Below are 26189 nucleotides of genomic sequence, written 5' to 3'. Positions count from 1 at the left end.
AAGCCTACACCAGTATGAGATTTTGTATAAACTCCTTAAAAACAAGTTTAGGGCTAACAAGCTGATCAAGGGTCTGTTAAATATCAAAATAAATTAATATAACAGCATGCTTTTACAACTTAAACTCACCCTTTTTAAAGAATTAACGTTGAGTTTATCAAAAATAAATAACCAATGTAGGCAGTAACTTTTAGTTTATTTAAAGAACGTTTTAGAGTCTATATGTGTGAATTCAACAAGGTATCCAAAGCTATTAGCTTTTCTTCCACGTGTTCAGACACATTTGCTTTATCTATAGATTTCTGTTCAACTTGAGCTGCAAACTGTAAGGCGCACATGGCCAAAACATCTTGCTTATCTCGAACAGAATAACTTTGCTCAAATTGTTTTATCATAACTTCAATGTTTTTAGCTGCTTTTCGCAAACCTTCCTCTTGACTGGCTTCAATAGTTAAGGGATATACGCGATTAGCTATAGATAGCTTTATTTTAAGCTTTTCTGACATTGATTTTATCTAACTTTAATCGGAGAGTTGAGCAATACAATGATCTATATCTCGAATTAAAGCGTTTATTTTAAGCTTTGTTTCTCTTTTATTATCGTCACTACCAAGTATTGAATTTGCCATTTTTAGCGCTTCATATTTTTCTTCCCAGTTAACAATTTCTGTTTTTTGAGTTGAAATTTCTTTTTTCGAAACCTCTAATTCTTCAGATAATTTCGAATTAGCAAGCTTCAAAAGCTCCATTTTGTGTAATAATTTACCAATCTTGCTTTCTAACGAATCTACAATATCTTCAATATTACTCATTTACAATTTTCAATACTTATCTCACAAAGTTAAGCTTCCTGAGGATAAATAACAATTGTTTTCTCATAAAATTTTAAAAAGCCACATAACGTTATACTAAGTAAACAGTGGCTTGATTTTTGTTTTATTCTTTGCTTTTTAATGTTGTGATTGATATTTTAGCCGCAATACTTTCTCTATGCGAATTATAACTTTAGCCCTATTTGTTTTTACTCTATTCTGTAATGCTCAAAATAATTATCCACAAGATTATTTTGGTCACCCTTTAGAGATTCCTATTGTTTTATCTGGAACTTTTGCTGAGTTACGCTCCAATCATTTTCATTCTGGTATGGATATAAAAACTCAAGGCCGTACAGGTTTAAATGTTGTGGCTTCAGCTGATGGTTTTATAAGTCGTATAAAAATTTCGCATTGGGGCTACGGAAAAGCGCTATACATCACCCACCCTAACGGTTACACAACTGTTTATGCGCATTTATTAAAATTTGCTCCAGAAATTGAAGCTTATATTAAGAAAATGCAATACGAAAAGGAATCTTATGAAATTGAGCTTTTTCCAAGTGCTACTGATATTGTTCTTAAAAAAGGAGAACTTATTGCATACAGCGGAAACACTGGAGGTTCTGGTGGTCCGCATTTACATTTTGAGATTCGCGATAAAGAAGAGCGCCCAATGAACCCGATGCTTTTTGGAATAGACAGCAAGGACAACACAAACCCTGTTATTAAATCTATTTATGTGTATCCTTTAGATGATAAATCGTTTGTTAACCAATCAAACAGCAAACAAAAACTAACCTTAGCGCCATTAAAAGGTGGTGATTATACGACCGAAAATATAAATGCCATTGGAAATATCGGTTTTGGTATTGAAACGATAGACCGGCTAGATTTAGCGCCAAACTCTAACGGCGTTTATAATATTCAGACGTTTGTAAATGGTAGTCCAAACTATGAGCTGGATTTTAAACGCTTTTCTTTCAGTGAAACGAAGCATATCAATCAGCTTATCGATTACGAGAATTATACTTCTTCAAAAAAGCGTATTCAGAAATTATTCAAAATTAATAATCCGCTTAGCATCATAAAACCCATTATTAATGACGGTATTTTAGAAATTCAAGATAAGACGAGTGCCGTGTATAAAATTCGTGTTTCAGATTTTGAAAGCAATTCTTCTTGGGTCACTATTCATATAAATGGTGAAAAGGATAGCACTTCAATGGCCGAAACAGAGAAAATAACACCTTATTACATAAACAGGAATCAAACAACCAATTTAAAAGAAGGGCGTATTGCGGTTGACTTTTATAAAGATACATTTTACGAAGATTTCTATATGGATTTTAAAGTTAATAATGATACCGTTAAAATTCATGAAGATACTAAGGCCACTAAGAAAAACTTCAACATAACTTTTGATGTAGGTCACTATAACACAGCAGACCAAAGCAAGCTATACATTGCGCAACTTATAGGTCGTAATAAATACCCAAGTTATACTTCGACGCAACGCAAAGGTAATTTACTCATTGGAAGTTCAAAAAAACTGGGATTATACACCATCGTCTCTGATACTGTTTCTCCAAGAATTTATGGGGCAAATTTTCAAAATGAACAATGGATTAGCAACTATAATTATTTGAAAATTAAAATTGATGATAAAGAATCTGGTATTTCAAATTATAGAGCCACAATCAATGGTGAATGGATTTTGATGGAGTACGATTATAAAACAAAAACCTTAACGTATGATTTTAGTGACGCCGTTATTTCTGAAACTAAAAACAATTTAAAGCTTATTGTAACCGATAATGTGGGAAATAATTCTACTTTTGAAGCGTTCTTTTATCGAAAATAAACCAACAGACCTTTGAAAGCTAAACTTTTACTAACCACTTCCTTATTTTTCATCATTATTGCAACGGTTTTTTCGCAAACTGCGACCATAAAAGGTGTTATTCTGGACGAAAACAATTTACCTGTTGAAAAGGTAAATATAAAACATAAAAATAATGGTACTGAAACCAACACTCATGGTTTTTATACGCTATCCATTCCAGCAAATCAGGATGTTTCAATAGTTTTTACACACCTTTCTTATAAAACAATTGAAAGCACCTTTAATTTAAAGAATGGCGAAACTTTCGAGTTTAATCCTATAATGAATACTTCTGTTGAACAAATTGCCACTGTGGTAATTAATAGTGGTCAGCGCAAAGAAGTTGAAGGTATTGTGACATTAGATCCTGAAGCCATTAGAAAAATACCTGGAGCCAATGCAGGTGTAGAAAATTTACTTTTAACCCTTCCAGGAGTTAGTAATAACAATGAATTAAGTACGCAGTATTCAGTAAGAGGAGGAAACTATGATGAAAACCTCGTTTATGTAAATGATATTGAAGTGTATCGTCCGTTTTTAATTCGATCTGGCCAACAAGAAGGGCTTAGTTTTGTAAATACTTATATGGTGAAGAATGTAGATTTTTCAGCTGGTGGTTTTCAAGCTAAATATGGCGACAAGCTTTCTTCAGTTTTAGATATCACGTACAAAACCCCTTTTCAATTTGAAGCTAACGCCGATGTAAGTTTGCTTGGGGCCAGTGTTTCTGTTGAAAGCGTGAGTAAAGACTCTAAATTTTCAGCCATTGTTGGAGCTCGTTATCGAGACAATAGTTTGCTTGTGAATGCTAAAGAAACCGAAACCAATTATAAGCCTGCTTTTGGAGACATTCAGGGTTATTTTACTTATAAGTTTTCAGATAAATTTCACTTAAGCTTTTTAGGAAATGCTTCTTTAAATAAATACAATTACGAGCCAGAAACGCGACAAACCAATTTTGGTACACTTACAGATCCTATGGCTTTATTGGTGTATTATGACGGACAAGAAAAAGACCAATACCAAACCTTATTTGGTGCGTTAAAAGGAACTTACTTTGCAAACGAAGATTTAACATTACACTTAATTGCTTCGATGTACAATACGCAAGAACAAGAACATTTTGATATTTTAGCGCAATACCGTTTGGGAGAAGTAAATGCAAATATTGGTGATGAAAATTTAGGAGAAGTTGAATATAGTGAAGGTATTGGTGGGCAACTTACACACGGGAGAAACGATTTAGATGCCCTTATTACCAATATTGAACACAAAGGAAATTTTAAAGTTGAAGACCATCGTATCGAATGGTCTTTAAAATATACCAACGAAGATATTCATGACCGTTTAGTAGAATGGGAAGTTATAGATTCTGCTGGGTTTTCAATACGCCCTACTAATAAACCGTCAAACCAGCAACCTTACGAGCCTTATACGGGATCTTTAGAACCTTTCAATAATGTTCGAGCGACTAATCACACACAAATAAACAGAATACAAGCTTATGCCCAATGGAGTAAACGTAGCGAATTAGGTTCTAGCGAAGTATGGTATAATGCTGGTGTTCGTATGCATAATTGGACGGTTAATGGCGATGGAATTTCTAAAACCAATCAAACTGTTTTTAGTCCGCGTGCACAATTCACCATAAAACCAGATTGGGAGAAGGACATGCTATTTAGAGTTGCCACAGGATTATATTATCAGCCACCATTTTACAGAGAACTTCGTGATATGAATGGCGTTATTCAGCCTGATGTTAAAGCTCAAAAATCATTTCATTTGGTTTTAGGAAATGATTATAGTTTTAAAATGTGGGATCGCCCTTTTAAATTAACCACCGAAGCATATTATAAAAAACTAACCGATGTTAACCCATACACCATTGAAAACGTACGTATAAGATACCGTGCAAATAATAATGCTGAAGCCTATGCTTATGGTTTAGACATGCGTTTAAATGGTGAGTTTGTTCCTGGCACCGAATCGTGGTTTAGCTTTGGTTATTTAAAAACAGAAGAAAATATTGATGGTCGTGGTTATATTCCTAGACCTACCGACCAACGTTTAAAATTCGCCGCTTTATTTCAAGATTATGTACCAAATGTACCTAGTTTGAAAATGTATCTTAACCTAGTTTATAATACTGGAGTTCCTGGAGGATCACCAAGTTACGCCGATCCTTATGAATACCAATCACGCTTACCTGATTATAAACGTGCAGATTTAGGTGTACAGTACGTTGTTACCGATAGAAACAAGCAATTTGATAAAGGTTGGAGAAAACCGTTTAAAGAATTATCATTTGGAATTGAAATCTTTAATATTTTCGATGTTCAAAACTCGATTACAAACACCTGGGTTCGAGATGTTCGTAACAAACGTCAGATTGCCATTCCTAATTATTTAACGCCACGTGTGTTTAATGTAAGAACCACTATGAAGTTTTAGAGATTCACCATCCCTTTTAAAACATCGATTACATAATCTACTTCTTCCTTTGTATTGAAAATGCTAAATGAAAAACGAAGTGATGGTTTTTGCAAATCGGTATCATTTAAAATTTCAGTAAGTACATGAGATTTTTTAGAACTTCCACTTTGGCAGGCACTACCACGAGAACACGCAATACCTTTTAAATCTAATTGAAATAAAAGCATCGCTGCTTTATCTTCAGCTAAAGGTAATCGTACATTTAAAAGTGTATGACTACTTGTTTCAAAATTGGCCGAATTACCATTAAAGGCAATATTAGGAATTTCAGCAGAGCTCTTTTCTATAAAATACTGCTTTAAGCCTTTTAAATATGCTTTCTCTGCTTCAAGATTTTTGTATGCCATATTTAAAGCCGTTTCCATACCAACAATACTCGGTACATTTTCGGTTCCTGCTCTTAATCCACGTTCTTGCTCTCCTCCAACTATCATAGGTTGTAATCCGGAATTTTTTCTAATGAAAGCAAACCCAATACCTTTCGGACCATGAAATTTATGAGCTGATGCTGAAATAAAATCCACAGGAATAGCCCCTAAATCCAAATGGTAATGTCCCACTGCTTGAACCGCATCGGTATGAAATAAAGCATTGTTTTCCTGACACAAACTAGACACACGGTTCAAGTCAAGAATATTACCAATTTCATTATTAATGTGCATTAAACTCACCAAGGTCTTAGATTCAGTTTGTACCAAACGTTCTAAATGACTAAAATCAATATTACCTTTAGCGTCTAAATTAACATAACTCACATTAATATTTTTATCCCGTCCCAGTTTTTCAACCGTATGTAAAACAGCATGATGTTCAATTTTAGAAGTTATAATATGTGTTACACTTAAATCGTTTACAGCGCTATTTATAATGAAATTATCAGCTTCAGTGCCTCCAGAAGTAAAAATAATTTCAGCAGCCGTGACATTTAAATGTTCTGCAATGCTTTTCCTTGATTTTTCTACCAAGCTTTTTGATGCACGCCCAAAACCATGAGATGACGATGGGTTACCAAAATTGTTTTTCATAACTTCAGTAATCGCATCAATAACTTCATCACGTAATAATGTTGTTGCTGCATTATCAAAATAAACCTTTTGCATTTGCTTGACTTAATTCTGTTGAAACCTCAAAAGTACTTGAAATAAAATTATTATCAATATGATGCGTTATAATTTACAATTCCATTATTTTTGCCTAAAATTAGATTCCATGCGTAAACTGTTTTTTACCTTAATTTCATTGAGTTTATTATTCAACATGTCATGTGATGATGGAGACATCATAACCGTTGAATTAGATTTTGAAGATACTTTTAGTAGTTGTGGTGTAAACAATTTAGTGTTTTATAAAACTAAAGACGCCCCTTCAGAATCGTTATCTTTAAAATTAACTGGTGTCACATTAGATGATATATTAACAGTTGATGCCGATGGTATTTTTGAAAATACATATACCATAAGTGCTACTAATCCATTTAACTATAGAACCTATAGTAATGAGTCACTACCAAGTGATTTATTTTGCAGCGACGTACCCAGCGCCGATATAAAAATCATCCAGGATATTGAAAGTACTAGTGGTTTTGCAGATATTAAAACAGTTTTAACTGAAGTAGATGATGATGGTATCCCTTCAGACTTAGAAGATGTTAACGGAAATGGCGACCTAACTGATGATGATACAGATAGTGATGGCATACCTAATTATATTGATTCTGATGATGATGGCGATAATATTTTAACTGCTGATGAAAACCCTGATCCTAATGGTGATGGTGATTTTAGTGATGCTCAAGATACCGATGGCGATGGTATCCCTGATTATTTAGATGCTGATGATGATGGTGATGGTGTTCTAACAAGAGATGAAGAAAATGATTCTCAAGATTTTAATCCTGCAAACGATATTACCAATAATGTTGTTGGTCCCGATTATTTAAATCCGCAAGTGGCTACAACCGTTCCTGCCACAGGTTATAGAGGACATGCATATAGACAATATTACAAGGTTACTACAGTTTTACGAAACATTGATATTGAAATTTTATCGGCTGATGAAGTTGATTTTGGTGAATTAGAAAACAGTACACTTACAAAAGTCGTTATAGGAGCTCCAGTATTTAATTAATTTGAAGCTACATTCTGAAAAATGTAAACTTCGGTAGCTCCTAAACCATATTTTTGGTAATTAGCATCGTAATATTTTACATTGTTGTAACGTCCAAATAAGTACTCCAGTTCTGTTTTAAGCACGCCCTCACCTACCCCGTGAATAAATACAATTTTCTGAATACGTTTTGAAATCGCGAAATCTAATTTATGTCTGGCTGTATCAAGTTGCAATGTAAGCATGTCAAAATTACTCATACCGCGAGATGATTTTACTAAATGATGAATATGTAAATCTACTTCCATTGTAGGTTCATATCTGTCTTTAGCACGCTTATTTACTTGTTGTTTACGCTTAGGTTGTTCTTTTTCTGAAATTACCGCACTAATACTTGATTTTGAAAATAAACCTTTTAAAGAGGCTTCTTTTTCATTTTTAACCAGCTCAAAACTTTGAAAGTCTAACAAAAAACCATCTTCTGTTTCTATAGAAATGGTATCCCCTTTTATATTTGTAATGGTTCCTGATAAATCTTCATCGAGCACCAATACGAAATCACCTAATTTGAAATTCATAAAGCTTCATCGTCATTATTTTCAACTTCTTCTCTCTCCGTTTTACTAGGTACCGTTTTCGCAACCCTATAAATACCAATCATGAGTACCACAATACCTCCTATTAATACATATTGGTTTTGTTCAGCATTGGTTTTTGCATACATCGCAACAAAAGCGCCTACTGCTATTAAAATATAGTTTAAATATTTCATGCTTTATTGAAGATTAATCAGATACAAATTACGGGAAAATTTAGGATTGTTTCCTGTTTATCTAATGATTTGTTTATGCGTTTAATTGTGTGGAAATTTTATTGAAATATCTGAATGTACGAAAGCCTACCTAATTTGTATTTTGTCATTCCTGTAAAGGTTAAGTAATTTAAACTATCGACGAACCTCATAGGTTATTGAAAATTTATATATAATTGAATAATGATAATACGCTATTGATTTTGCCAATATATTAATTGAATTGGGGTTATTAAAATTGTTAATCCCAGATTCCTACAATCATTAATGATCTTTTATTATTTTAGCTATTAGTTAGTTTACGAATTATCATGATGGAAGAGTACATGCTACCTTGTTTAAATAAGAAGTATTTAGGTTTTGAATGCTTTGGCTGTGGTATACAAAGAGCTCTCGCTTTTATCCTGGAGGGTGAATTTATTGCTGCATTTAAAATGTATCCGGCCATTTATACACTTATCCTATTATTTGGTATGATTGGAATTCATGCCTTTAAAAACTTAAAGTTTGGAAACAAAATAATAAATACATTAGCTTTACTTAATGGTTTTATTATCGTTACCAGCTTTATCATAAAAACCTTTATAAATCACTAAATATTACACTATGGAACAACAAAAATTACCAAACTCAACACTCATCTTAGTCTTTGGGATTCTTTCAATACCTTTTTGCGGCTGTTATGGCTTTATAAGCATCATTCTTGGTGTAGTAGCGATCATTTTAGCTAGCAAGGCCTCTAAAATATATGCTGAAAACCCTGAAATGTATACAGGTTATCAAAATGTAAAAGTTGGAAAAATATTAGCTATTATTGGAGTTGTTTTAGGTATACTTTTTATGGCATTTATAGCTTGGATGGTTTCTTATTTCGGAATGGAAGCTTTACAAGATGAAGATTTAATGCGAGAAAAAATGCAAGAATTATTAGGCGAATAACATCCTAGTATTACTATTAAAAAAAGTTGGTTATTACATATACGTAAATAACCAACTTTTTTTAGTTTAAACTATTATAGCGTTTTTATTATAATAACTAAACTTTGAAATTTGTTATAAAAAAGTCTAATTATGTATTGGACTCTGTGTGCAGGGACAATTACTAATACCTTGTAAAAAGTTTATCCCTACAGTTACTAGGTGGGTTCCAGAGTTATAGGCACCAATATCATTTGTGGTAACTTGATAGGCATAAGCAAAGTAAAACATGCCTTTTTGGAAACCAGCCATTGGCCCTATACTTAGTGGTTTTAAGAATTGATCATTTAAGAAACGGTATGACACACCTCCCCAGATATAGTCTTCCCTTCTGTTATAACTTCTTATTTTAAAGTTAATATCTGTACTAGAACGCTTATCTGAACTAAACATTTGATAATATACAGAAGGCTCATACTCTATTCTTCCATATTTTTTACCTAGAGTAATACCCGAGTAAATCTGATAATTAAGTAGCAAGCTCGGTTCTAAAGTTCTAATCGCCTCATCAATATCTTTAGGTAAAATATTATTAGCATTGAAACTTAAAAAATACCCTTTATTTCGATATAGTAATCCGACATCAAAGTTATGATTAGTGGTACGTCTATCGTCTGTAACAAACGCATCTAAAATTGGATTTTCAAAGCCACCATCAAAATTATCTATATTAATTTTAAAACTGTTCATGTTGTATGAAAGTCCAAAAGAAAGGTATTGCTTAGAATAATAATCTAAAATAATATGGTGTGCAAAGGATACTTTTAAACCTGACTGAAGTGTATTTCCGTTCCTATCATTATATAAAGACAAACCAACACCTGTTCTATCAGCAATTCTAACATCACCATAAAACGCTTGGTTGTCTGGTGCATTCTCCAACCCTACCCATTGAGTTAAACCATTAAACCTTAGTTTTACATTATCTCCAATACCCGCATATGTTGGAGAAATAACAAAAGGATTATCTGCTAAGTACTGTGTAAATACAGGTAAGTTCAACTCTTGGCCATAACTTTTCACTACGACCATGAGTACTAGATATATGATAAATTTTCTTATTTGCATAATTTTTAATTCAGCGGTTATTGCTACTAATTATTCTACCTGTAAAGTGTAAAGTGACCAACATAATCCTTATCATAAAGTGGATCATTAAGATTAATCACATACCAGTAATCACCAGAAGGTAATTCTTCACCGTTATAAGTTCCATCCCATGTTTCATTAACAGCTAACGTGGCAAGTTTACGACCGTAACGATCAAAAACTTGAACTGTTAAGTCTTTATATTGGATTGTACAACCAGGACCCCATCCATCCAATACACCATCATCATTTGGTGTAAAGTAATTAGGTATACATACATCGATAAACTCAAAGTAGCGTGTTGCAGAGGCTTCACAACCATAGAAATCTCTTACGGTAACTGTATAGTCTCCAGACTCATAGATTAAGAACTTATCGGTGCTGCTAAATGCACCTCCGTTTAAAGAATATTCATAAGGCTCAACACCACCGCTTACTGTTACTACAATTTGATTTAATACACCATCTTCTAAGATAACTTCTAACTGTGTAATGTGATCAACATCAAATAATCGTGTTTGTTTAATACAGCCATTAGCATGTTTTACATCAACAAATTGATCGACACCTCCAGGTACATCTGTAAATATATTACTTGATTGATAAGGCCCGCCGTTTAATGAATATTCTACTTGGCTTAAGTCTTGAATACTATCATCAACCGTAACAACCACTCTATTTGTAGAGGCATTGTTTATACAATCGTACTCAACCGCAACATGAGGGTCTAGATTTATAGATCCTGGGAAATTAATTTCCCATTCCGACTCACAACCCTGAGCATCAACTACAAACACCGTATGGTTACCTCCTTCAAGTCCATCAAAGTCAAACTGTGTTTGAGTAGCTGTACCAGTAGTATAGTTACCATTAATATCATCTAAAGTCACACTATATGGAAGTGATCCTCCATTAATATCTATGCTAAATGCCCCGTCAAGATCTCCTGAACAAACTTCTGGAATTACAGAAGTTGGTATTTCTGTTAAAATAACAGGAGTAGGTTCTCCAATTGTAAAATCTATAATTTCGAAACACCCAGATTCATCTTGGATAACAGCTTGATAAACACCTACGGTTAGGTTTTCAAAAATTCCAGAATCAAAGAATTGGTTTAATCTTGGTGAAATAGCATACTTAATAATTCCTGTTCCTCCTGTAGCACTAATTTCAATACTACCATCGTCACCACCACTACATGCCACATCTATTTCGAAGTGTTGCACTGTTAATGGAGCAGCTGGTTGACTAATACTAACTTGTCTAGATGTAATAACACAGTCGCCACTAGTTACATACACTTGATAATCTCCTGCTACAAGTTCTGTAAATACGCCTGGGTTATTTTGAACCACTGGCGTAATGTCTGTACCTGATGCATCTTGCAATGTATATGTATAATTTCCTAATCCGCCTTGAGCCTTTGCAACAATAACACCGGTATTGTCTCCATAACAGTTAATAATTGCGTTTGTTACGTCAATATCTACACTTAACAGAGGTAAAGGATCAATTCTTAATCTATTAGATACACCGGACGCACAATTATTAGCATCTCTTATGTAGTATTGATACGTACCAGGATCTACATCAAAAGTAATGGATGTGGTAAAACTACCTGAAATAGTTGCAAAGTTTGGATCATCACTATATTCATAAGCTCCTGTTCCTCCAGTAGCGCTAAGCGTTAATGATGTTTTTGTAAGACAAGTTTGTGTGCTTGCAATAACCAAATCACTTAATATCGTTGAAGGTTCATCTATTATAATATTAGTTGAAGTGGTCGAACAGTTCCAACCATCTCTAACCGTTACGTTATAAGTACCTGCACTTAATCCTGTAAAACTAGTTGTTGTTTGTGGTCCTGTCTGACTGGCAACTGGTGCAATTTTATTTAAGACATATGTATAATTAGAACCTTGACCACCAATAGTATTAGTAACATTTATAGTTGCATTACTATCTCCAAAACAATTCAACACTATCATATCCGGAGTAGCGGTAAATAGAATTGGTGAAGGATCATCAAGTTGAACCGTTGTAGTTGCAATACAACCACTCGAATCTTTAACATTTACGTTGTATTCTCCAGCATCTAAGCCAAGAAATGTAAATGTAGAACTAAATGCCGTCGACGCACCCCCTACTTTTTCTAACTGATATTCATAACCTCCTGGCCATCCACCTGTAGCACTCGCAGTAATGGTACCATTTGCTAAATCACATGTTATATCTGTATGCGTTGCTAAGGCAGCTAAAGCTGTTGTAGGACCATTGATCGTAAAGGCTTTACTAACCTCACAATTTGGTCTGTTATCTAAAGTAGCCGTTATCGTATAGGTTCCTGACTCTAAACCAAAGAGTGTTTCTGGACCTGAATTTAGCGTTGTTCCGTTTGATACTACGGTACCTAAAGCATCTGTAACCTCATAACTAAATGGTCCAGAATCATCTGTAGGTGTTAGATCAATGAACTCAACATTAACAGCACCATCATTAGCACCAAAACAAGTAATATTCACTACATTATCAATAGTTAAATCGAAAGTATTTGGATCGCTTACATAATGGTATTTTCTTAAGATACAGTTTGTATCTGTATTTTCAACCGTTACTAAATAGTTTGCAATATGAAGTCCTTCTGCTCCTGCAAAAACACCTGTCGTGTTTGATTCTGAATATCCTCCAAAAACAGGGGTTCCATCCGATTCAATTTCAACCACTGTATATTCTAAATTAGGAGTCCCTCCATTAGGCGTTACAGAAACTGTAATTTCTTCAAGAGTTGTACATGTAATAGCATCATTAACATTAACCGTTAAGTCTTCAATAGATATAAACGGATTTATATCGACATCGATAGATCTTCCTTCACAACTTTTATCATCGTACACCATAACATAGTAGGTACCTCCTAATAAATCAGTCTCCGTGTAAATATTACTAGTCGAACGTTGAACAAGTGCATTATTTCTATAAAACTCAAATATCGTGTAGTTTCCTGAACCACCAGTAATAGCTGTTTCAGCTACCGTAATAGTTGCATAATTAGATGTGTTTGTACCAACATTACAAGCATATTGAACTACAGCTGGGTCTGGAACAACAATTTGATCAGGTTGACCAACATATTGAGGTGATGTTAATTCACAACCTCTTTCAGAAGTCACGGTAATATTATACGTTCCTTCAGCTAATCCATAAAATACATTCGAAGTTTGAGATATTGGTGTATTAACACCATCATCTAAGGTATAAGTATAAATAGGATTATCATTAGTCGCTGGTAAGTCAACAGTTATAGTTCCATCCATTCCACCATTACAACTTGTCTCTGTAGACGTAGTTGTAAATGTTACCGGTGTTGGAGCTTCTAAAGTAATTGTCGCATCTTTTTCACATCCAGTTATACCATCTAGAATTGTAACGGTATAAGTTGTTGAAGCTGCTAATCCTGTAAATCCTGTTACAGTAGGCGAAGTTCCTATTGAAGGATTAATAGTATAGCTATAATTTGCTAAACCTGAACCTCCAGATCCTGTTACTAATATTTCCCCATCATTGTTTCCACAAGTAGGTAATGAAACGACATCTAGTTTAACGTCAATAGCAGGGTGAACTGTTATAATACCACTATCTGCAGTACAACCGTTACCATCTTTAATTGTTACCGTATAGTCTCCAGGTGTTAAGCCTGAAAATGTTGGACTTGATTGGTAACCGGTTCCTATTGAATATTCAAATGGACCAAAACCTAAAGCAAGATCTGTTGTATTTGTAGCTGTAAACTCAAAACCATTCTCTGATATTGAACAAACTGCATTGGCATCAACAGTTACCGATGGTGCTTCATATTCATCAACAGTTACCGTAGTCATTTCAATACAAATATCATTGGCATCTTTAACATACACATCCCAAACTAAATTTGTACCGTTATTAGTATCAACAGTAATTACATCTCCATTAAGTGAATAATCACTAGCAGAAGGCGTACCTCCTGTAACTACAGCTGCATAACTATAACTTGGTGTACCGCCTAAGGCTGTTACTGTTAATTGAGAAAAATAATTATTACAGTGTACATTAGTTGCTGAAACATTATCAATAGTTAAATCAGTAGGTTCAGTTATAGCGAAATCTGCAGTATCTGTACAACCTGTTGTATCATCTGTAATCTCGATTGTATAGTTACCTGCAATTAAACCAGTTAGATTAACTGTATTTCCTGATGTAGCAATAGTACCTGCTCCAGTAGTTAAAATAGCCGTATAGCTTGAACTTGCAGGTACATTTGAAACTGTAAAAGTTGCAGAACCTTGGTTTCCTCCAAAACAGGCAACGTCAGTATCTACTGTTCCAGTAACATTAATATCTACTGCAGGGTCTACAGTGAAACTTTCATCGTAATAACAACCATTTGCATCTGTTACTCTAAAAGCATAAGTATCTGGAGCTAAACCTGTAAATACATTATTAGTACCATTTGATATTATTGCTCCTGTTGGTGCTAGAATTTCATAAGTATATGGAGCGACACCATGTGTTACACTTGTAATCGTTACTATACTGCTTGGAACAATACAGGTTACTGTAGATTGTGTAAAATCCATATCACTTGGTGGCGTAATATCATCAATAACTATTGAATTAACGTCGATACATCCATTTGAATCTTTTACCCAGTAATTAACAGTTCCAGATAAATTAGTATTATAAGTGTTAGTAGACGAGTAATTTACGCCATCAAAACTATAACTATAAGTTCCAGTACCGCCAGTTCCTGAAACAGTAACTAAAGCATTTTGTTTTACATTACCTGGACCACAAACTAGACCATCAGTTACTACTGCACTAGCTACTACCGCGGTTGGATCTGCTATTACTACTTGTGTTGCTGGTGTAGATTGACAGCTTTTACTATCCATAACAACCACATCGTAAGTACCTGCTGGTAAATTATCAAATACATTTGAACCTTGGAAATTTAACCCATTATCTATACTATAAGTATAAGGTGGTACTCCTGAACTTGCTGTTACCACAATACTAGCATCTGATTCTCCAATACAACTTACTTCCGAAGCGATTGCTGAATCTATTACAGGATAAACTATTGGGTCTACAGTCACTACTGTTGATACAGCTATACACGTTTGATCGTTTGTTATTCTAAATTGATAAGTTCCTGGTGCGGTTGCCGCATATGGTGTACCAAGTATTGACGAGTAACCTAAACCATTATAATTAACTTCATAAGAATATGAACTAGGAGAAACCCCTCCGCTTGGTGTTAATGTGATTTCTGCATCAGGATTAGTTGTACAATCTAACTCCTTAGTAATTACAGCATCTAACACAAGTGGTGTTTCTACCACATAAGTAGTACTCGCAACACAACCATTAGCATCTTTTATAAAAAGATCATAAGTTCCTGCAGCGGTTATTGAAAAAGTATCATTTGTGGTATACGCTCCTGCTACACCACCTGTACCTATCGCGTAGGTTGCATTAGTATCAAAAGTAGTACCTGATAGTGTTATATCAAACGAGTTTCCATCAAAACATTGTTGCGCAACGTTGTTGATTGTTGGCTCGGCATCTTTTGTAACCGTAACATCTTCTTCTTTAATACAACCATATGCATCTTTAACGTATACTGTATAAATTCCGGCTGAACGCTCATAAGTAGAAGCACCATCCCATCCTGGAGTTGAAGCATCTGGTGCAGTTGCTGATTGGTCTAATACCATATACTCATAAGGAGCAGTACCATTTTGAGCTACTGCGGAAATAACACCTAATTCATTACAGTTTTCATTTCTTGTTGAAGACGCTGTAAGGTCTAATTCAATCGCAGATTCAAAAATATCAAAAACGGCTGAAGCTGATTTACAACCATCAAATGAACCTGTTCCATTTTCAGTAAAGACAATATGATAACCTCCCGGTGATAATGTACCCGGATTTGGAATTGTTACAGTAACTGGTGTTCCAGAAACTGACACATTTCCTCCTGTAGCACCCGCCACTGCATTATTTGTAGCATCAAATATTTGATAATCAACAGAACTTGTTGAACTGTCATATCCATCTAATGTAAATGTTACACTACCATCACTTTCTCCTTTACAGGTTACGTGGTGTGGTTCCACCGTAGATGTCATTGATGATGCAGGAGCAATAGCTGTATCTGCATTTTTCACATAATAACAAGTTGTTACAGTGTCATAAACCACAAAGGTATAAGTTCTACCAGGAACTAAATTATCAAATGTTTTTATAGTAGGTGTTCCTATATCGGAAGGGGAATAACTACTCGAATAAGGAGGTATATTTGATTCTAATATAGCAAACTCATAACTTCCACTACCAACAGTTGAAACTACTTCAACTACAGCTGTACCACCACTAGAGCAATCTGAAGTAAATGAAGTTACATCTATTACTAAATCTGAAGGTGGAGAAGCCATTGTAATTTGTTTCGATAAACTACAACCATTAGAATCTACAACATTAACAGTATAAATACCATAATTTATAATTGTAAAAGTATGATCTTCTCTAGCAGTAGCTCCATATGGATTTCCAGCAATAACATCTCCAAAATTATTAGTAATATAATATTCAAAACTCTCTGTACCTCCTGTTACATTTTCTACAGAAATAGAACCTAAAGTTGTTCCTCCGGTACCTACAGTAGCGTCACAAGTAATATCAACTTTAGTAAGGTTAAAATCAATAGGGTCTGGCTCACTAATAGTATGCGTTAGAGTATCTATACATCCTTTATCATCTGTTATAGTAATGGTGTAAACTCCTGCATCTAAACCAGAAGTTTGAGTACCGTAATCTCTTGACTCTGTATCGTTATATACATTATAAACTACAGTTCCAAAGCCTGATGAATGATTTATCTCAATCGAAGCGGTCTCTTCTCCATTACAATTTATAGTTTGAATGTTACTCACGCTATCAATTACTGGAGGCGTTGTAGCATTCACAGTTATTCCTGCTGTTTCAAACTGACATCCGTTAGCGTCTGTATATCTAAATTGGTATGTTCCTGGAGTCCCAGTGCTATACTCTGAAGCAGCTGTAATAGAGCCTGTAATATCTGTATACGTTGATCCTGCATCTGTAGAAACTTCATAAGAATAATAAGGAGCTGTTGTATTTGGATTTCCATCAGAAACTGAAAGTCCAATAATGGCATCTTCATTTCCTAGTTCACAAGTAATATCTTTAACTAAACTTGCACTACCAGTTAAAGGCGTGTAAATATTAACATCACCACTATCAGACGTACATCCATTAGCATCTTTTACACGAACAGTATAAGTACCTGGAGTATTTATCGTAAATGTTGGACTTGATTGATATGTCGCCCCACCATCTATACTATAGGTTAATGGTGCTGTTCCGGTTGCTGTAGCATCAAAAGTAAAGCCTGTTGTCGCCGAACATTGATTTGTTGGTAAGGATGGAATACTTACCGTAGGTGTTGGGTCTGCAGTTAGTGTTACTGTCGTGAATTCAACACAACCGTTTTGATCTTCAACATAAACATCCCAAACAAGATTAGCATTTGAATTCGTGTCTACGGTAACCACATCATTAGTTCCAAAAGTAGTTGGTGCAGTAGCTCCATTAACAACTGCAGCATAACCATAGTTGGGAGTTCCTCCTGATGCCACTACTGTAATTTTAGATGTATCATCAGTACAGAATACATTTGTTCCTGTTGCTGAATCTATAGTCAATGCTGAGGTAGGTCCACCAATAGTTATAGAAGCTGAATCTGTACAACCCGTAGTTTCATCTTCAACTACAAAAGTATAAGTACCTGCTGTTAAAGTTCCCAATGGAACTACAGTAGATGTTTCTCCAGATATAACTGAACCGCCATTGATAGTATAATTATAACTGCTTGAAAAACCTGACACTTCTAATTCTATTGCCCCAGTAGCATCTCCAAAGCACAATACATCGCTATCTTTTCTCGCGATAAGTGCAATTGGTGTAACGTTACCCACTGTATAAGCTTCAGTATATGAACAACCATTATCATCAGTCACTTTAAACACATAGGTACCGGAATCTAATCCTGTAAAAATACCCGTATCTCTTCCTGTTACATTTGTTGTAGCAGAAGCAGGGTTTAAAATCTCATAAACTAAAGTTCCAACACCACCAGTTGATGTTATTGTAACTTCAGAAGATGTTTCTCCTGGTTTACAAGTAATGTCTGAAGCTACAAAGTCTAAATCTGTAGGTGAATCTAAAGGATTAATATCTAATGAATCACTAGCAACACAACCATTCGCATCTTTTACTGAGTAGTTTATGGTTTGCACCGTTCCATCATCATAAACCGAAAGTGTATTCGTATTGCTATAACTGGTTCCTGCATTAAAACTGTAAGTATATGGCGCTGTTCCTGTTGTTGGTAAATCAATGGTTACTACGGCTGCTTGTTCAGCGTTGCTTGAATCACAACTTAAGGTTGTAGCCGAAGCAGTAGCTACCAATGCCGTTGGTGCCGTTAATGTAACCGAACCACTAAAATCACAACCTAAAGCATCTCGAACAATATAATTATAAATGCCATCAGCTAAACCTGTGTATGACGTGTTGGAAGTAAATGTAGTTCCACCATCAACACTATATTGATAAGGCGCTTGCCCTCCTGAAGCTACAATTTCATACGAACCATTCGCGTTTCCATTACAACTTGGCTTAACATCTACAGTTGTGGCTGTTGGATTTGATATAGGGTTTATTATTACTGCATTAGAAAATGCTTCACAATCGTTATCATCGGTTACTCTAAAAATATAGGTTCCTGGTTGATCTGTTAAATATGCAAATGAGTTTCCTGTAGAAGTTGGTGTTGAATACGTTAGGCCGTTATCATCAGAATATGAATATTCATATGATGGGTACCCATCAGTTATATTCACGCTAATACGCGCATCTGGAGCAGGTGAACAATCTAGAACCTTATCTAATTGAATCTGAACATGAACCTGAGGTTCTATAGTTTCTACTGGTAAGGTCACCTCACATCCATTTGCATCTCTTACAGTTATTGTATAAGTACCAGGTGTTAGGTTGTTAAAAGTGTTATCAGAAGCAAAAGGACTTCCATTAATACTGTACTGGTAACCAGGCTGACCGTTTGAAGCTGATACTTCTAAAGTAGCACCGTTTGTCGCGTCATAGCAGTAATTTACATTAACCAAACTCGCTGTTGGCGCCGTCGCTCCTGATAAATTAATATCTGCAGAATCACTAGTACAACTATTGGCGTCTGTTACACGTACGGTATAATCACCTTCTAATACATTAGTAAAAATACCATTCGTCTGCGAATCAATTGTAGAGGCCGTATTAATATCGATTAAATCATAAGTATATGGGGCCGTACCACCCGTAGTTGTAGCTGTTATTGTTGAATTACTAATACAAGTAATAGGTGTAGCATCAATATTTAAAACAATTTCAGCCGGAGTACTGATAGTTTGTGGAATAGACACTTCACAACCCGACGAAGTGGCATCGTAACGTATTTGTACATTGTACGGGGTTCCACCATTATCATCTAAATTTTCAATATCAAATGGAGATGTGGTTACAGTATTCCATGTCGTTCCATTATCAATAGAATATTGATAACCGTTTGTGGTATCAAAATTAGTTGCAGAAATGGTAATGATTCCATCGGAAGCGCCATGACAAGTGACATCAGCAACACTAACAACATCTGCATTAAATGCTTTTTCAGCTTCTATAACTATAGGGAACTCTACTTCGTCGATACAGCTTTTTGGCAACTGATACACTCTAATATCATCTATCGCGACATCGTTACCATTCGTTTGTCTAACCGTAGAACGCACCAGAAATTCTAAAGTGGTATTATTCCCAGGGTTTAAGGTTATTGGCGTTTTTGGATAAATTTCCCACTGTTCTGACTTAGGTACATTTCCTGTAGCAAAACTTGAAATTTCATTTCCTAAACCATCCACTAAAGCAATGGTTAAATTCGGATCATACTTTGTGGTATGACTCTGCATCAGGTTATAAACAAAAAGCTCAAAATTAATAGGTTGATTTGGAATTATATCATTAATAGTCTTTTTGTAAAGTACATCATCTTCTGGTAATTGATCTCCAATATTTACCACCAATGATCGTCCTTTAACATCTACATTATTAGACGTATGATCTCCTGGTTGGCTCCAGTCACCATAAGGAGACTCGATGTGAGCAGTTACAGAATAATCTCCATCTTGAATGTTTTGCTGACCTTTACAATAAGGTGGTGCTTGCTGATATTCAAAACAATAAAAAGCTGTATTGATACCAGGCGATTGGGTGTCATCACCCGAACCAAAAGTTTCTAATAACAAGTTACTAAAGGTAGGAACATCTAATAATTCGTATTGAACGGTTATTGTATGATTACCATCAGGAACATTTAAGAACGTTGTAGGGTCGGTTGTATTCGGGTTTTCTACACCATCAAGTAAGTAGGTGTAATCAAAATTAGAACCTCCGTTGTTCGTCACATTAACTGTCGCATTGGCTGTTCCGTCACAATTGTATTCTGGATTTATATCATCATCAATAACAGGAGCTTCAGGTTCTTGATCAAGAACTATATCTGTCATTGTAAAAATACAGCCCGCCGAATCTCTTATATATAAAGTGTAAGTTCCAGGTAAAACTTCAGCACTATTTGAAAGGGTCCAACTAGACTGATTATCAAAACTATACTCATATGGAGGCTCTCCCCCTTGCGGGTTTGTTATTCTTACTGTTCCTTCTCCATTAGTACCACAACCGGCCAATTCTGACACACCTGCAGAAGCTGTTAGAGCATCATCAGGTCCATCAATAATAACGTCAGTCACTGGACTTAAACATTCTACACCATTCAACGAATATTTAATCCTGGTTGTGTAAGTCCCTACAGATAGGTTTGGAAAAATTGCATTGCTAGCATAACTCGCTCCATTATCAATACTATATTCAATCGCATAACCATTAGCATTGGTCACGTCGAATTCAATTTGTGCAGAAACATCACCATAACATGCTAAATCCGTACCAGCTACAGTAAAAGTTGGAGGTGCAATTTGCTTAACATCTACTGTTACATCTGCAGTACAACCGTTCGCATCTGTAACTCTATAATTATAGATTCCTGGGGTATCCACTTCAAAAAGTCCAGTATCTTGAATATTATGAGGTTCGCTTAAATCAACAAAAGAATAATCTGGAACTCCTCCAGAAGCGGTAATACTAACTATTCCATTCTCACAAGTAATTGGCGAAGATGAAGTACTTAAAAGTAAATCGTCTGGTGCAATAATGTCCACCGTATCTGTAAAGATACAACCATCTTCTAGTGAAACTTTAATATCATAAGTTCCAGGCGTAAGGTCGCTAAATTCAAAAGTTTTATCTGCAACCCAATTTGAATCTCCTTTATTACTACCGCCTTCGGTAATCTCATAGCGGTATTTATTATTATTCCCACCATTAACACTTAATTTTATACGACCATTTACATCGCCGTAACATGTTGTATTAAAAGAAGTAACCTCCAATTGAGGTTCAAATTCATCAATAGTAACGTTATATTCGAACACACAAGGGTTAACATCAACTCCCTCTTGCTTAATTTTTACATTATGTATACCCGGGGTACTAACTTCATAACTATTTTCTTCACTGTAAGCACCACCATCGAAACTAAACTCGTAACCAGAAGGTATATTATTTACGGTAATATTTCCTTTAGTGTTACAAATAATGTCCTGAGTTACAATATCAGGGTTTAATAAATTGGTATAAGAATTAAAATAGAATTGATTAAAACATCCACCTTCATACTCAATAGTTAATCGGTATTCTCCAGATTCTTTCAAATCAAAATTAGGTCCGGCACTTAAAAAATTCCATTGACATGCAGAATCTGTGTTAGCACAGTTTTCTTGTGTAACAGCATTACAACTTGTTTCATCAAGTTTCTCCCAAATTATACTTTCGTAATTCGTTAATGAGGTTTGAATATTTCTAACATCATTTAAACCACACAAATAGAAATTAGGCAATTGAGAACCATCATTACCACACTCTACAACTTCATCTGCATAAGGAGCAACTGGATTACCAACTAGACCACCAAAATAGGTTACTTCGAACTGTTTATTAGTGGATTGACAAGGAGCTATAGCTGTATTTCTAACGTAATAGGTACCTGTAGAAGTTATATCTAGACTTTGACCTGTTCCTAAGTTTTGACTGCTATCATTAAAGTTTGGATCTGTAGACCATAAATAAGAGTCGTAACCATCAGGTGCAGTAATCTCAGTACTTTCACCACATAAAATAACATCTTCCTCAAAAGTACAATGATCAATATCAGCCAAAAAGTTAGTGGCTTGTGGGGCTAATATACAGTTATTACTTTCGTTAAATTCGTAACTAGGTTCTTCAGTGATTTCATATGTGTTATTTGTTACCCCTCTGTATGTTGCAAAAGCTTGATTTCTAATAATGTTTGAACAGGCGTCACTAAGCTCATTACAGGACTGAACAACCTTTACACTAAATATTATTTCTGAAATATCAATATCTGTAGGCCCTTCTTTTTTTGTAACTAAATGATCAGGTATTGTAAACACCATTTCTTTTGTTGCAGCATCATAAGTATGCGTAATTCCTGGCGTTACAAAATCAATATCTCCTGGGTAATTGAAATCAATATTAATAGGGAGTGCATCTCTAATGGTTAAACCTTGAGCGTCATCATTACCAATATTCTCAATAGAGATAACATATTTTAACTCGTCGCCCAAATCTACAACGCCTCCTCCAATATCATCGCCTGCCGCATTCTGAACGGCTTTAGTTAATACCACTTTTGGCTCAATAATATCAACAGCAAAAGTTGTAAGAAATGGACCAATACCATCACCTGAAGTTGTAAGTTTTAATGTTCCTGCCGTTTCATCATTAGGAAGAACAGCATTTCCATTATTAGGTAATATTATATTTTTAATATCAAAACCTAGTGAATTCTCACTATTTGGGTTTCTATCGGTCATATAAACTCCTTCGCGAGTAATCCTAGAGTTAAAAAAATTATTATTTGGGTTTAAAGCATCAAATAATGGTGTAAAATTAGAATTTGAACTTGCTTTAAACTGAAACGTATCGCCACCTAGACCTAGATCTCCCTCTAAAGAAGCAACACCAATCTTGGCATTAACCGGAAGACCATTTGGTAAAGTTTGAAAACCAGAAATATTTATATCTATATCAGCTTGTGAACTTTGTACCACAGCATATCCATCAAAAGTTGAAATAAACTTGCTTGGTAAATCTGGACTCTCGTAAATTACTACAAGTGTCCAACCACCTGCACAGCCACCATTTCTTTTCCCTTGAGTGGCTCTCAAGTTTCCAACAGTATAGGTTCCATCAGCATCAGTTAAACCTTGTAATAAACTTGTAACATTTTTATAACATACAATGGGACCATCTTTTATTGGACCTTCCTCAGTTATATAATCAGCAGTTAAACCATCTAGAATAATTTCGTCTCCAGTGGCCTCTAAGTCAATATAGCCTCCTGTAGGTAATTTGAATTTTATTTTATTCCAATCGTCTTCTCGAGGTGTCCCTCCAAAAGAAGAACCAGTACCAGCTCCAACCCCATTAGGGTAAGCAGAAGCCCAATACAAACCAGCATAAATTATTTGTTTACAAGTTATATTCGTATTTAAACCCGCAGAACTTGAACTAAATGTACTAGAATCTCCATCAATATCAATATATTCAGCATCAACATTATTATTATTGGTACCGCCATTGTAAGGAAGGTCATAAGTACTTCCTTTTCCTTTGATAATACTATTACCAATTAGCTCAATATCCCCTTTTACACGAATGCTTGTTTCTCCAGGAGCCAATTCACGTGCTGTAAAAGGTACAGCAACTTGACCAGCGGCTTCTTGTGCTATTAAAGCCATAAAAAACAATAAAACGAATGTGACATTCCATTTTTTTATAACAAAAAGTGGTTTTGCCATTATTGACAAAAATGCGCACAAAAAAGGTGTAAACTTCGAAAAAGTAGTTTTTTTCATGTTGGTTAGGTTTGGGGCGTTTACTTAGATTATTCAACTGAATAACACAATATAAACCAAGCTATATCACGCTTCTACGGCACTTCCAGCACATGGAAACATGTATTTAAACTGTATTTTTGGTTTTTTAACGGTTTTTAACGTTATAAATATCGTAAAATATTTCGGAACAGAACATAGAGTTTATAAAAATTATGCATTTTATCGATAAAACAACACCTTTAGTATGGAATAATGAAAACTTTAGTAGAAATAATCCTACATACTGGGTTTTATTAAATATTACTCTTAAATTTTTATATGATTATAAGAGAAAAAACCCTTAAATAATTCACAAAAAAACATCGACTATTTAAGCCGATGTTTTTTCAAAAACTTTAACAATTTCAGAAATCTACTTTTCTATCTTAACTATAGACATCTTACCATTGAATGATTTATTTCCTTTCTTGTTTAATGCATTTTGAGCATCATTCATAGAGTCATAGTTTTCATAATAAATATAGTATTTACTAGTATTTACATCAAAGAAGAAATTGATATCCTTTTGTCCTGCAGCTACTGCTTTACTAAGGAACTCATCTCTTTTATCAATGTCAGAATGTACAGCCACTACCATATAATACCCTTCATCGATATTCTTAACTCCTTTAACAATTTGAATATTACTTAATTCCTCGCCGTAATCAAAATCGTCTGCTGTTATTGGTTCAGAACTTAATGGTGTATTTTGTCTAATAACATTAAGTGCTGCTCTATCTTTTTGATACCTTTCTTGATCATTATCATAAAGTGCTCGCTTAATTCTACGTTTTCTCTCCTCTTTAATCTCTTCTTTCAATTCTTCAATTTTAAAGATGGATCCCTCTCTTATTTTGAAAACTTCAACCTGCTGTGCTTTTAACTCTTCAATTTTTCTTTTGTAGAATTTATTCGTTGCATCGTTTACATCAGGAACATCACTTAATCGCTCTTTATAAATCCTATCTAGTCGTCTAATCTTATTGTTTTGAGCAGCTACAATATTGTCTATTTGCATAGTTAAATTCTCCAATTCTCTGTTTTCTGCAGAAATACTTTTAAATGCTTTCGGAGCTTTAACAATACCTTGTTCGCTTAAATTATTTTCTTCAATTAAATCGTCTAAATCCTGTTGTTTAATAGCAACTTTTTCCTTCAATTGATCAATTAACTCTTGTTGCTCCTTACTTGATTCAAATGCCGATCTCGCAACGTCATTCATCATTTTAGTAGCCTCATCAGTAGGTACAATAGCTCTTAAGTCTTCTTCTTTTTGTGCTTTCAGTTTAGCTGCTTCTGCTAATGCCGCTGCTTCTTCAACCTTAAGACGCTCGGCTTCACTTATCAGATTAGCTTCTTTTTCTATTCTCAAACGTTCCGCTTCGGCCAACGCTGCCGCTTCTTGTTCCGCCTTAACTCGTGCTTCTTCAGCTAAACGTGCCTCTTCTGCTTTTCTTAATCGCTCTTCTTCTGCTAAAGCCAATGCTGCTTGTTCTTCTTGAAGACGTCTTTCTTCTGCTAATCGCTCTTCTTCTACTATTCTTAAACGTTCCGCTTCGGCCAACGCTGCCGCTTCTTCTAAACGTGCCTCTTCTGCTTTTCTTAATCGCTCTTCTTCTGCTAAGGCCAATGCTGCTTGTTCTTCTTGAAGTCGTCTTTCTTCTGCTAATCGCTCTTCTTCTGCTATTCTTAAACGTTCCGCTTCTGCCAACGCCGCGGCTTCTTGTTCCGCCTTAACTCGAGCCTCTTCTGCTAAACGTGCCTCTTCTGCTTTTCTTAATCGCTCTTCTTCTGCTAAGGCCAATGCTGCTTGTTCTTCTTGAAGTCGT

12 protein-coding genes, 1 other RNA gene and 1 pseudogene are annotated in these 26189 nt (G+C 34.9%); 5 read left to right on the top strand and 9 right to left on the bottom strand.

Features of this window, described 5'->3' with window-relative positions; translation table 11 throughout:
• Positions 1-28: 28 nt before the first annotated feature.
• The 3 genes from ssrS to Q4566_RS15195 all read right to left on the bottom strand — a co-directional run bounded on the left by ssrS (position 29) and on the right by Q4566_RS15195 (position 812).
• A non-coding RNA gene (gene ssrS, locus Q4566_RS15205) (6S RNA) lies at positions 29-154 on the bottom strand.
• Positions 155-218: 64 nt separating this feature from the next.
• Entirely contained in the window at positions 219-506 is a 288-nt protein-coding gene (locus tag Q4566_RS15200) for a cell division protein ZapA (protein WP_303423064.1), read from the bottom strand.
• A 15-nt stretch (positions 507-521) separates the two neighbouring features.
• A complete protein-coding gene (locus Q4566_RS15195; protein WP_303423061.1) occupies positions 522-812 on the bottom strand; it encodes a hypothetical protein in 291 nt (96 codons plus the stop codon).
• Positions 813-990: 178 nt separating this feature from the next.
• Between Q4566_RS15195 and Q4566_RS15190 the strand changes: the two genes are divergently transcribed.
• Both Q4566_RS15190 and Q4566_RS15185 read left to right on the top strand, forming a co-directional pair.
• The gene (locus Q4566_RS15190; RefSeq protein ID WP_303423058.1) at positions 991-2676 is read left to right on the top strand and encodes a M23 family metallopeptidase; all 1686 of its coding nucleotides are present in this window, start codon (positions 991-993) and stop codon (positions 2674-2676) included.
• 12 nt (positions 2677-2688) lie between these two features.
• Complete coding sequence (locus Q4566_RS15185) at positions 2689-5148, top strand: TonB-dependent receptor (protein ID WP_303423055.1); 2460 nt, start codon at positions 2689-2691, stop codon at positions 5146-5148.
• Here Q4566_RS15185 and Q4566_RS15180 read toward each other — a convergent pair.
• Positions 5145-6290 carry a cysteine desulfurase family protein gene (locus tag Q4566_RS15180; protein ID WP_303423052.1) on the bottom strand — a complete coding sequence of 382 codons (1146 nt, stop codon included), beginning with the start codon at positions 6288-6290 and terminating at the stop codon, positions 5145-5147. The genes Q4566_RS15185 and Q4566_RS15180 overlap by 4 nt on opposite strands.
• A gap of 109 nt (positions 6291-6399) precedes the next feature.
• Here Q4566_RS15180 and Q4566_RS15175 point away from each other — a divergent pair, with 109 nt between their 5' ends.
• The gene (locus Q4566_RS15175; RefSeq protein WP_303423048.1) at positions 6400-7317 is read left to right on the top strand and encodes a hypothetical protein; all 918 of its coding nucleotides are present in this window, start codon (positions 6400-6402) and stop codon (positions 7315-7317) included.
• Here the strand turns inward: Q4566_RS15175 and Q4566_RS15170 are convergent.
• Positions 7314-7874, bottom strand: a complete 561-nt coding sequence (locus Q4566_RS15170; RefSeq protein WP_303423045.1) for a Smr/MutS family protein — start codon at positions 7872-7874, stop codon at positions 7314-7316. The two genes, Q4566_RS15175 and Q4566_RS15170, sit on opposite strands and share 4 nt — an antisense overlap.
• Positions 7871-8068: a hypothetical protein gene (locus Q4566_RS15165; protein WP_303423042.1), complete on the bottom strand. Its 198-nt coding sequence runs from the start codon at positions 8066-8068 to the stop codon at positions 7871-7873. The genes Q4566_RS15170 and Q4566_RS15165 overlap by 4 nt, the downstream gene beginning before the upstream one ends.
• A gap of 350 nt (positions 8069-8418) precedes the next feature.
• Here Q4566_RS15165 and Q4566_RS15160 point away from each other — a divergent pair, with 350 nt between their 5' ends.
• Entirely contained in the window at positions 8419-8703 is a 285-nt protein-coding gene (locus Q4566_RS15160; RefSeq protein WP_368506605.1) for a DUF2752 domain-containing protein, read from the top strand.
• A gap of 10 nt (positions 8704-8713) precedes the next feature.
• Entirely contained in the window at positions 8714-9046 is a 333-nt protein-coding gene (locus tag Q4566_RS15155) for a CCC motif membrane protein (RefSeq protein WP_303423039.1), read from the top strand.
• A 126-nt stretch (positions 9047-9172) separates the two neighbouring features.
• Here Q4566_RS15155 and Q4566_RS15150 read toward each other — a convergent pair whose 3' ends face one another.
• The 3 genes and pseudogenes from Q4566_RS15150 to Q4566_RS15140 form a co-directional block, all read right to left on the bottom strand.
• Positions 9173-10153 carry a type IX secretion system membrane protein PorP/SprF gene (locus Q4566_RS15150; protein WP_303423036.1) on the bottom strand — a complete coding sequence of 327 codons (981 nt, stop codon included), beginning with the start codon at positions 10151-10153 and terminating at the stop codon, positions 9173-9175.
• A gap of 35 nt (positions 10154-10188) precedes the next feature.
• Complete coding sequence (locus Q4566_RS15145) at positions 10189-24282, bottom strand: T9SS type B sorting domain-containing protein (protein ID WP_303423033.1); 14094 nt, start codon at positions 24280-24282, stop codon at positions 10189-10191.
• 451 nt (positions 24283-24733) lie between these two features.
• Positions 24734-26189 (bottom strand): annotated as a pseudogene (locus Q4566_RS15140) (hypothetical protein); the annotation flags it as partial.

It is taken from the genome of Tamlana sp. 2_MG-2023, from assembly GCF_030548465.1.
Classification (GTDB): Bacteria; Bacteroidota; Bacteroidia; order Flavobacteriales; family Flavobacteriaceae; genus Pseudotamlana.
The sequence above is the reverse complement of the archived record's forward strand: the minus strand, read 5'-3'. Positions and strand labels throughout refer to the sequence as shown.

What these genes read in the sequence shown, in the direction of transcription:
- Q4566_RS15200 (WP_303423064.1), bottom strand. Translation starts at nt 506, where the DNA reads ATGTCAGAAAAGCTTAAAATAAAGCTATCTATAGCTAATCGCGTATAT.
- Q4566_RS15195 (WP_303423061.1), bottom strand. Translation starts at nt 812, where the DNA reads ATGAGTAATATTGAAGATATTGTAGATTCGTTAGAAAGCAAGATTGGT.
- Q4566_RS15190 (WP_303423058.1), top strand. Translation starts at nt 991, where the DNA reads ATGCGAATTATAACTTTAGCCCTATTTGTTTTTACTCTATTCTGTAAT.
- Q4566_RS15180 (WP_303423052.1), bottom strand. Translation starts at nt 6,290, where the DNA reads ATGCAAAAGGTTTATTTTGATAATGCAGCAACAACATTATTACGTGAT.
- Q4566_RS15175 (WP_303423048.1), top strand. Translation starts at nt 6,400, where the DNA reads ATGCGTAAACTGTTTTTTACCTTAATTTCATTGAGTTTATTATTCAAC.
- Q4566_RS15170 (WP_303423045.1), bottom strand. Translation starts at nt 7,874, where the DNA reads ATGAATTTCAAATTAGGTGATTTCGTATTGGTGCTCGATGAAGATTTA.
- Q4566_RS15165 (WP_303423042.1), bottom strand. Translation starts at nt 8,068, where the DNA reads ATGAAATATTTAAACTATATTTTAATAGCAGTAGGCGCTTTTGTTGCG.
- Q4566_RS15160 (WP_368506605.1), top strand. Translation starts at nt 8,419, where the DNA reads ATGATGGAAGAGTACATGCTACCTTGTTTAAATAAGAAGTATTTAGGT.
- Q4566_RS15155 (WP_303423039.1), top strand. Translation starts at nt 8,714, where the DNA reads ATGGAACAACAAAAATTACCAAACTCAACACTCATCTTAGTCTTTGGG.
- Q4566_RS15150 (WP_303423036.1), bottom strand. Translation starts at nt 10,153, where the DNA reads ATGCAAATAAGAAAATTTATCATATATCTAGTACTCATGGTCGTAGTG.
- Q4566_RS15145 (WP_303423033.1), bottom strand. Translation starts at nt 24,282, where the DNA reads ATGGCAAAACCACTTTTTGTTATAAAAAAATGGAATGTCACATTCGTT.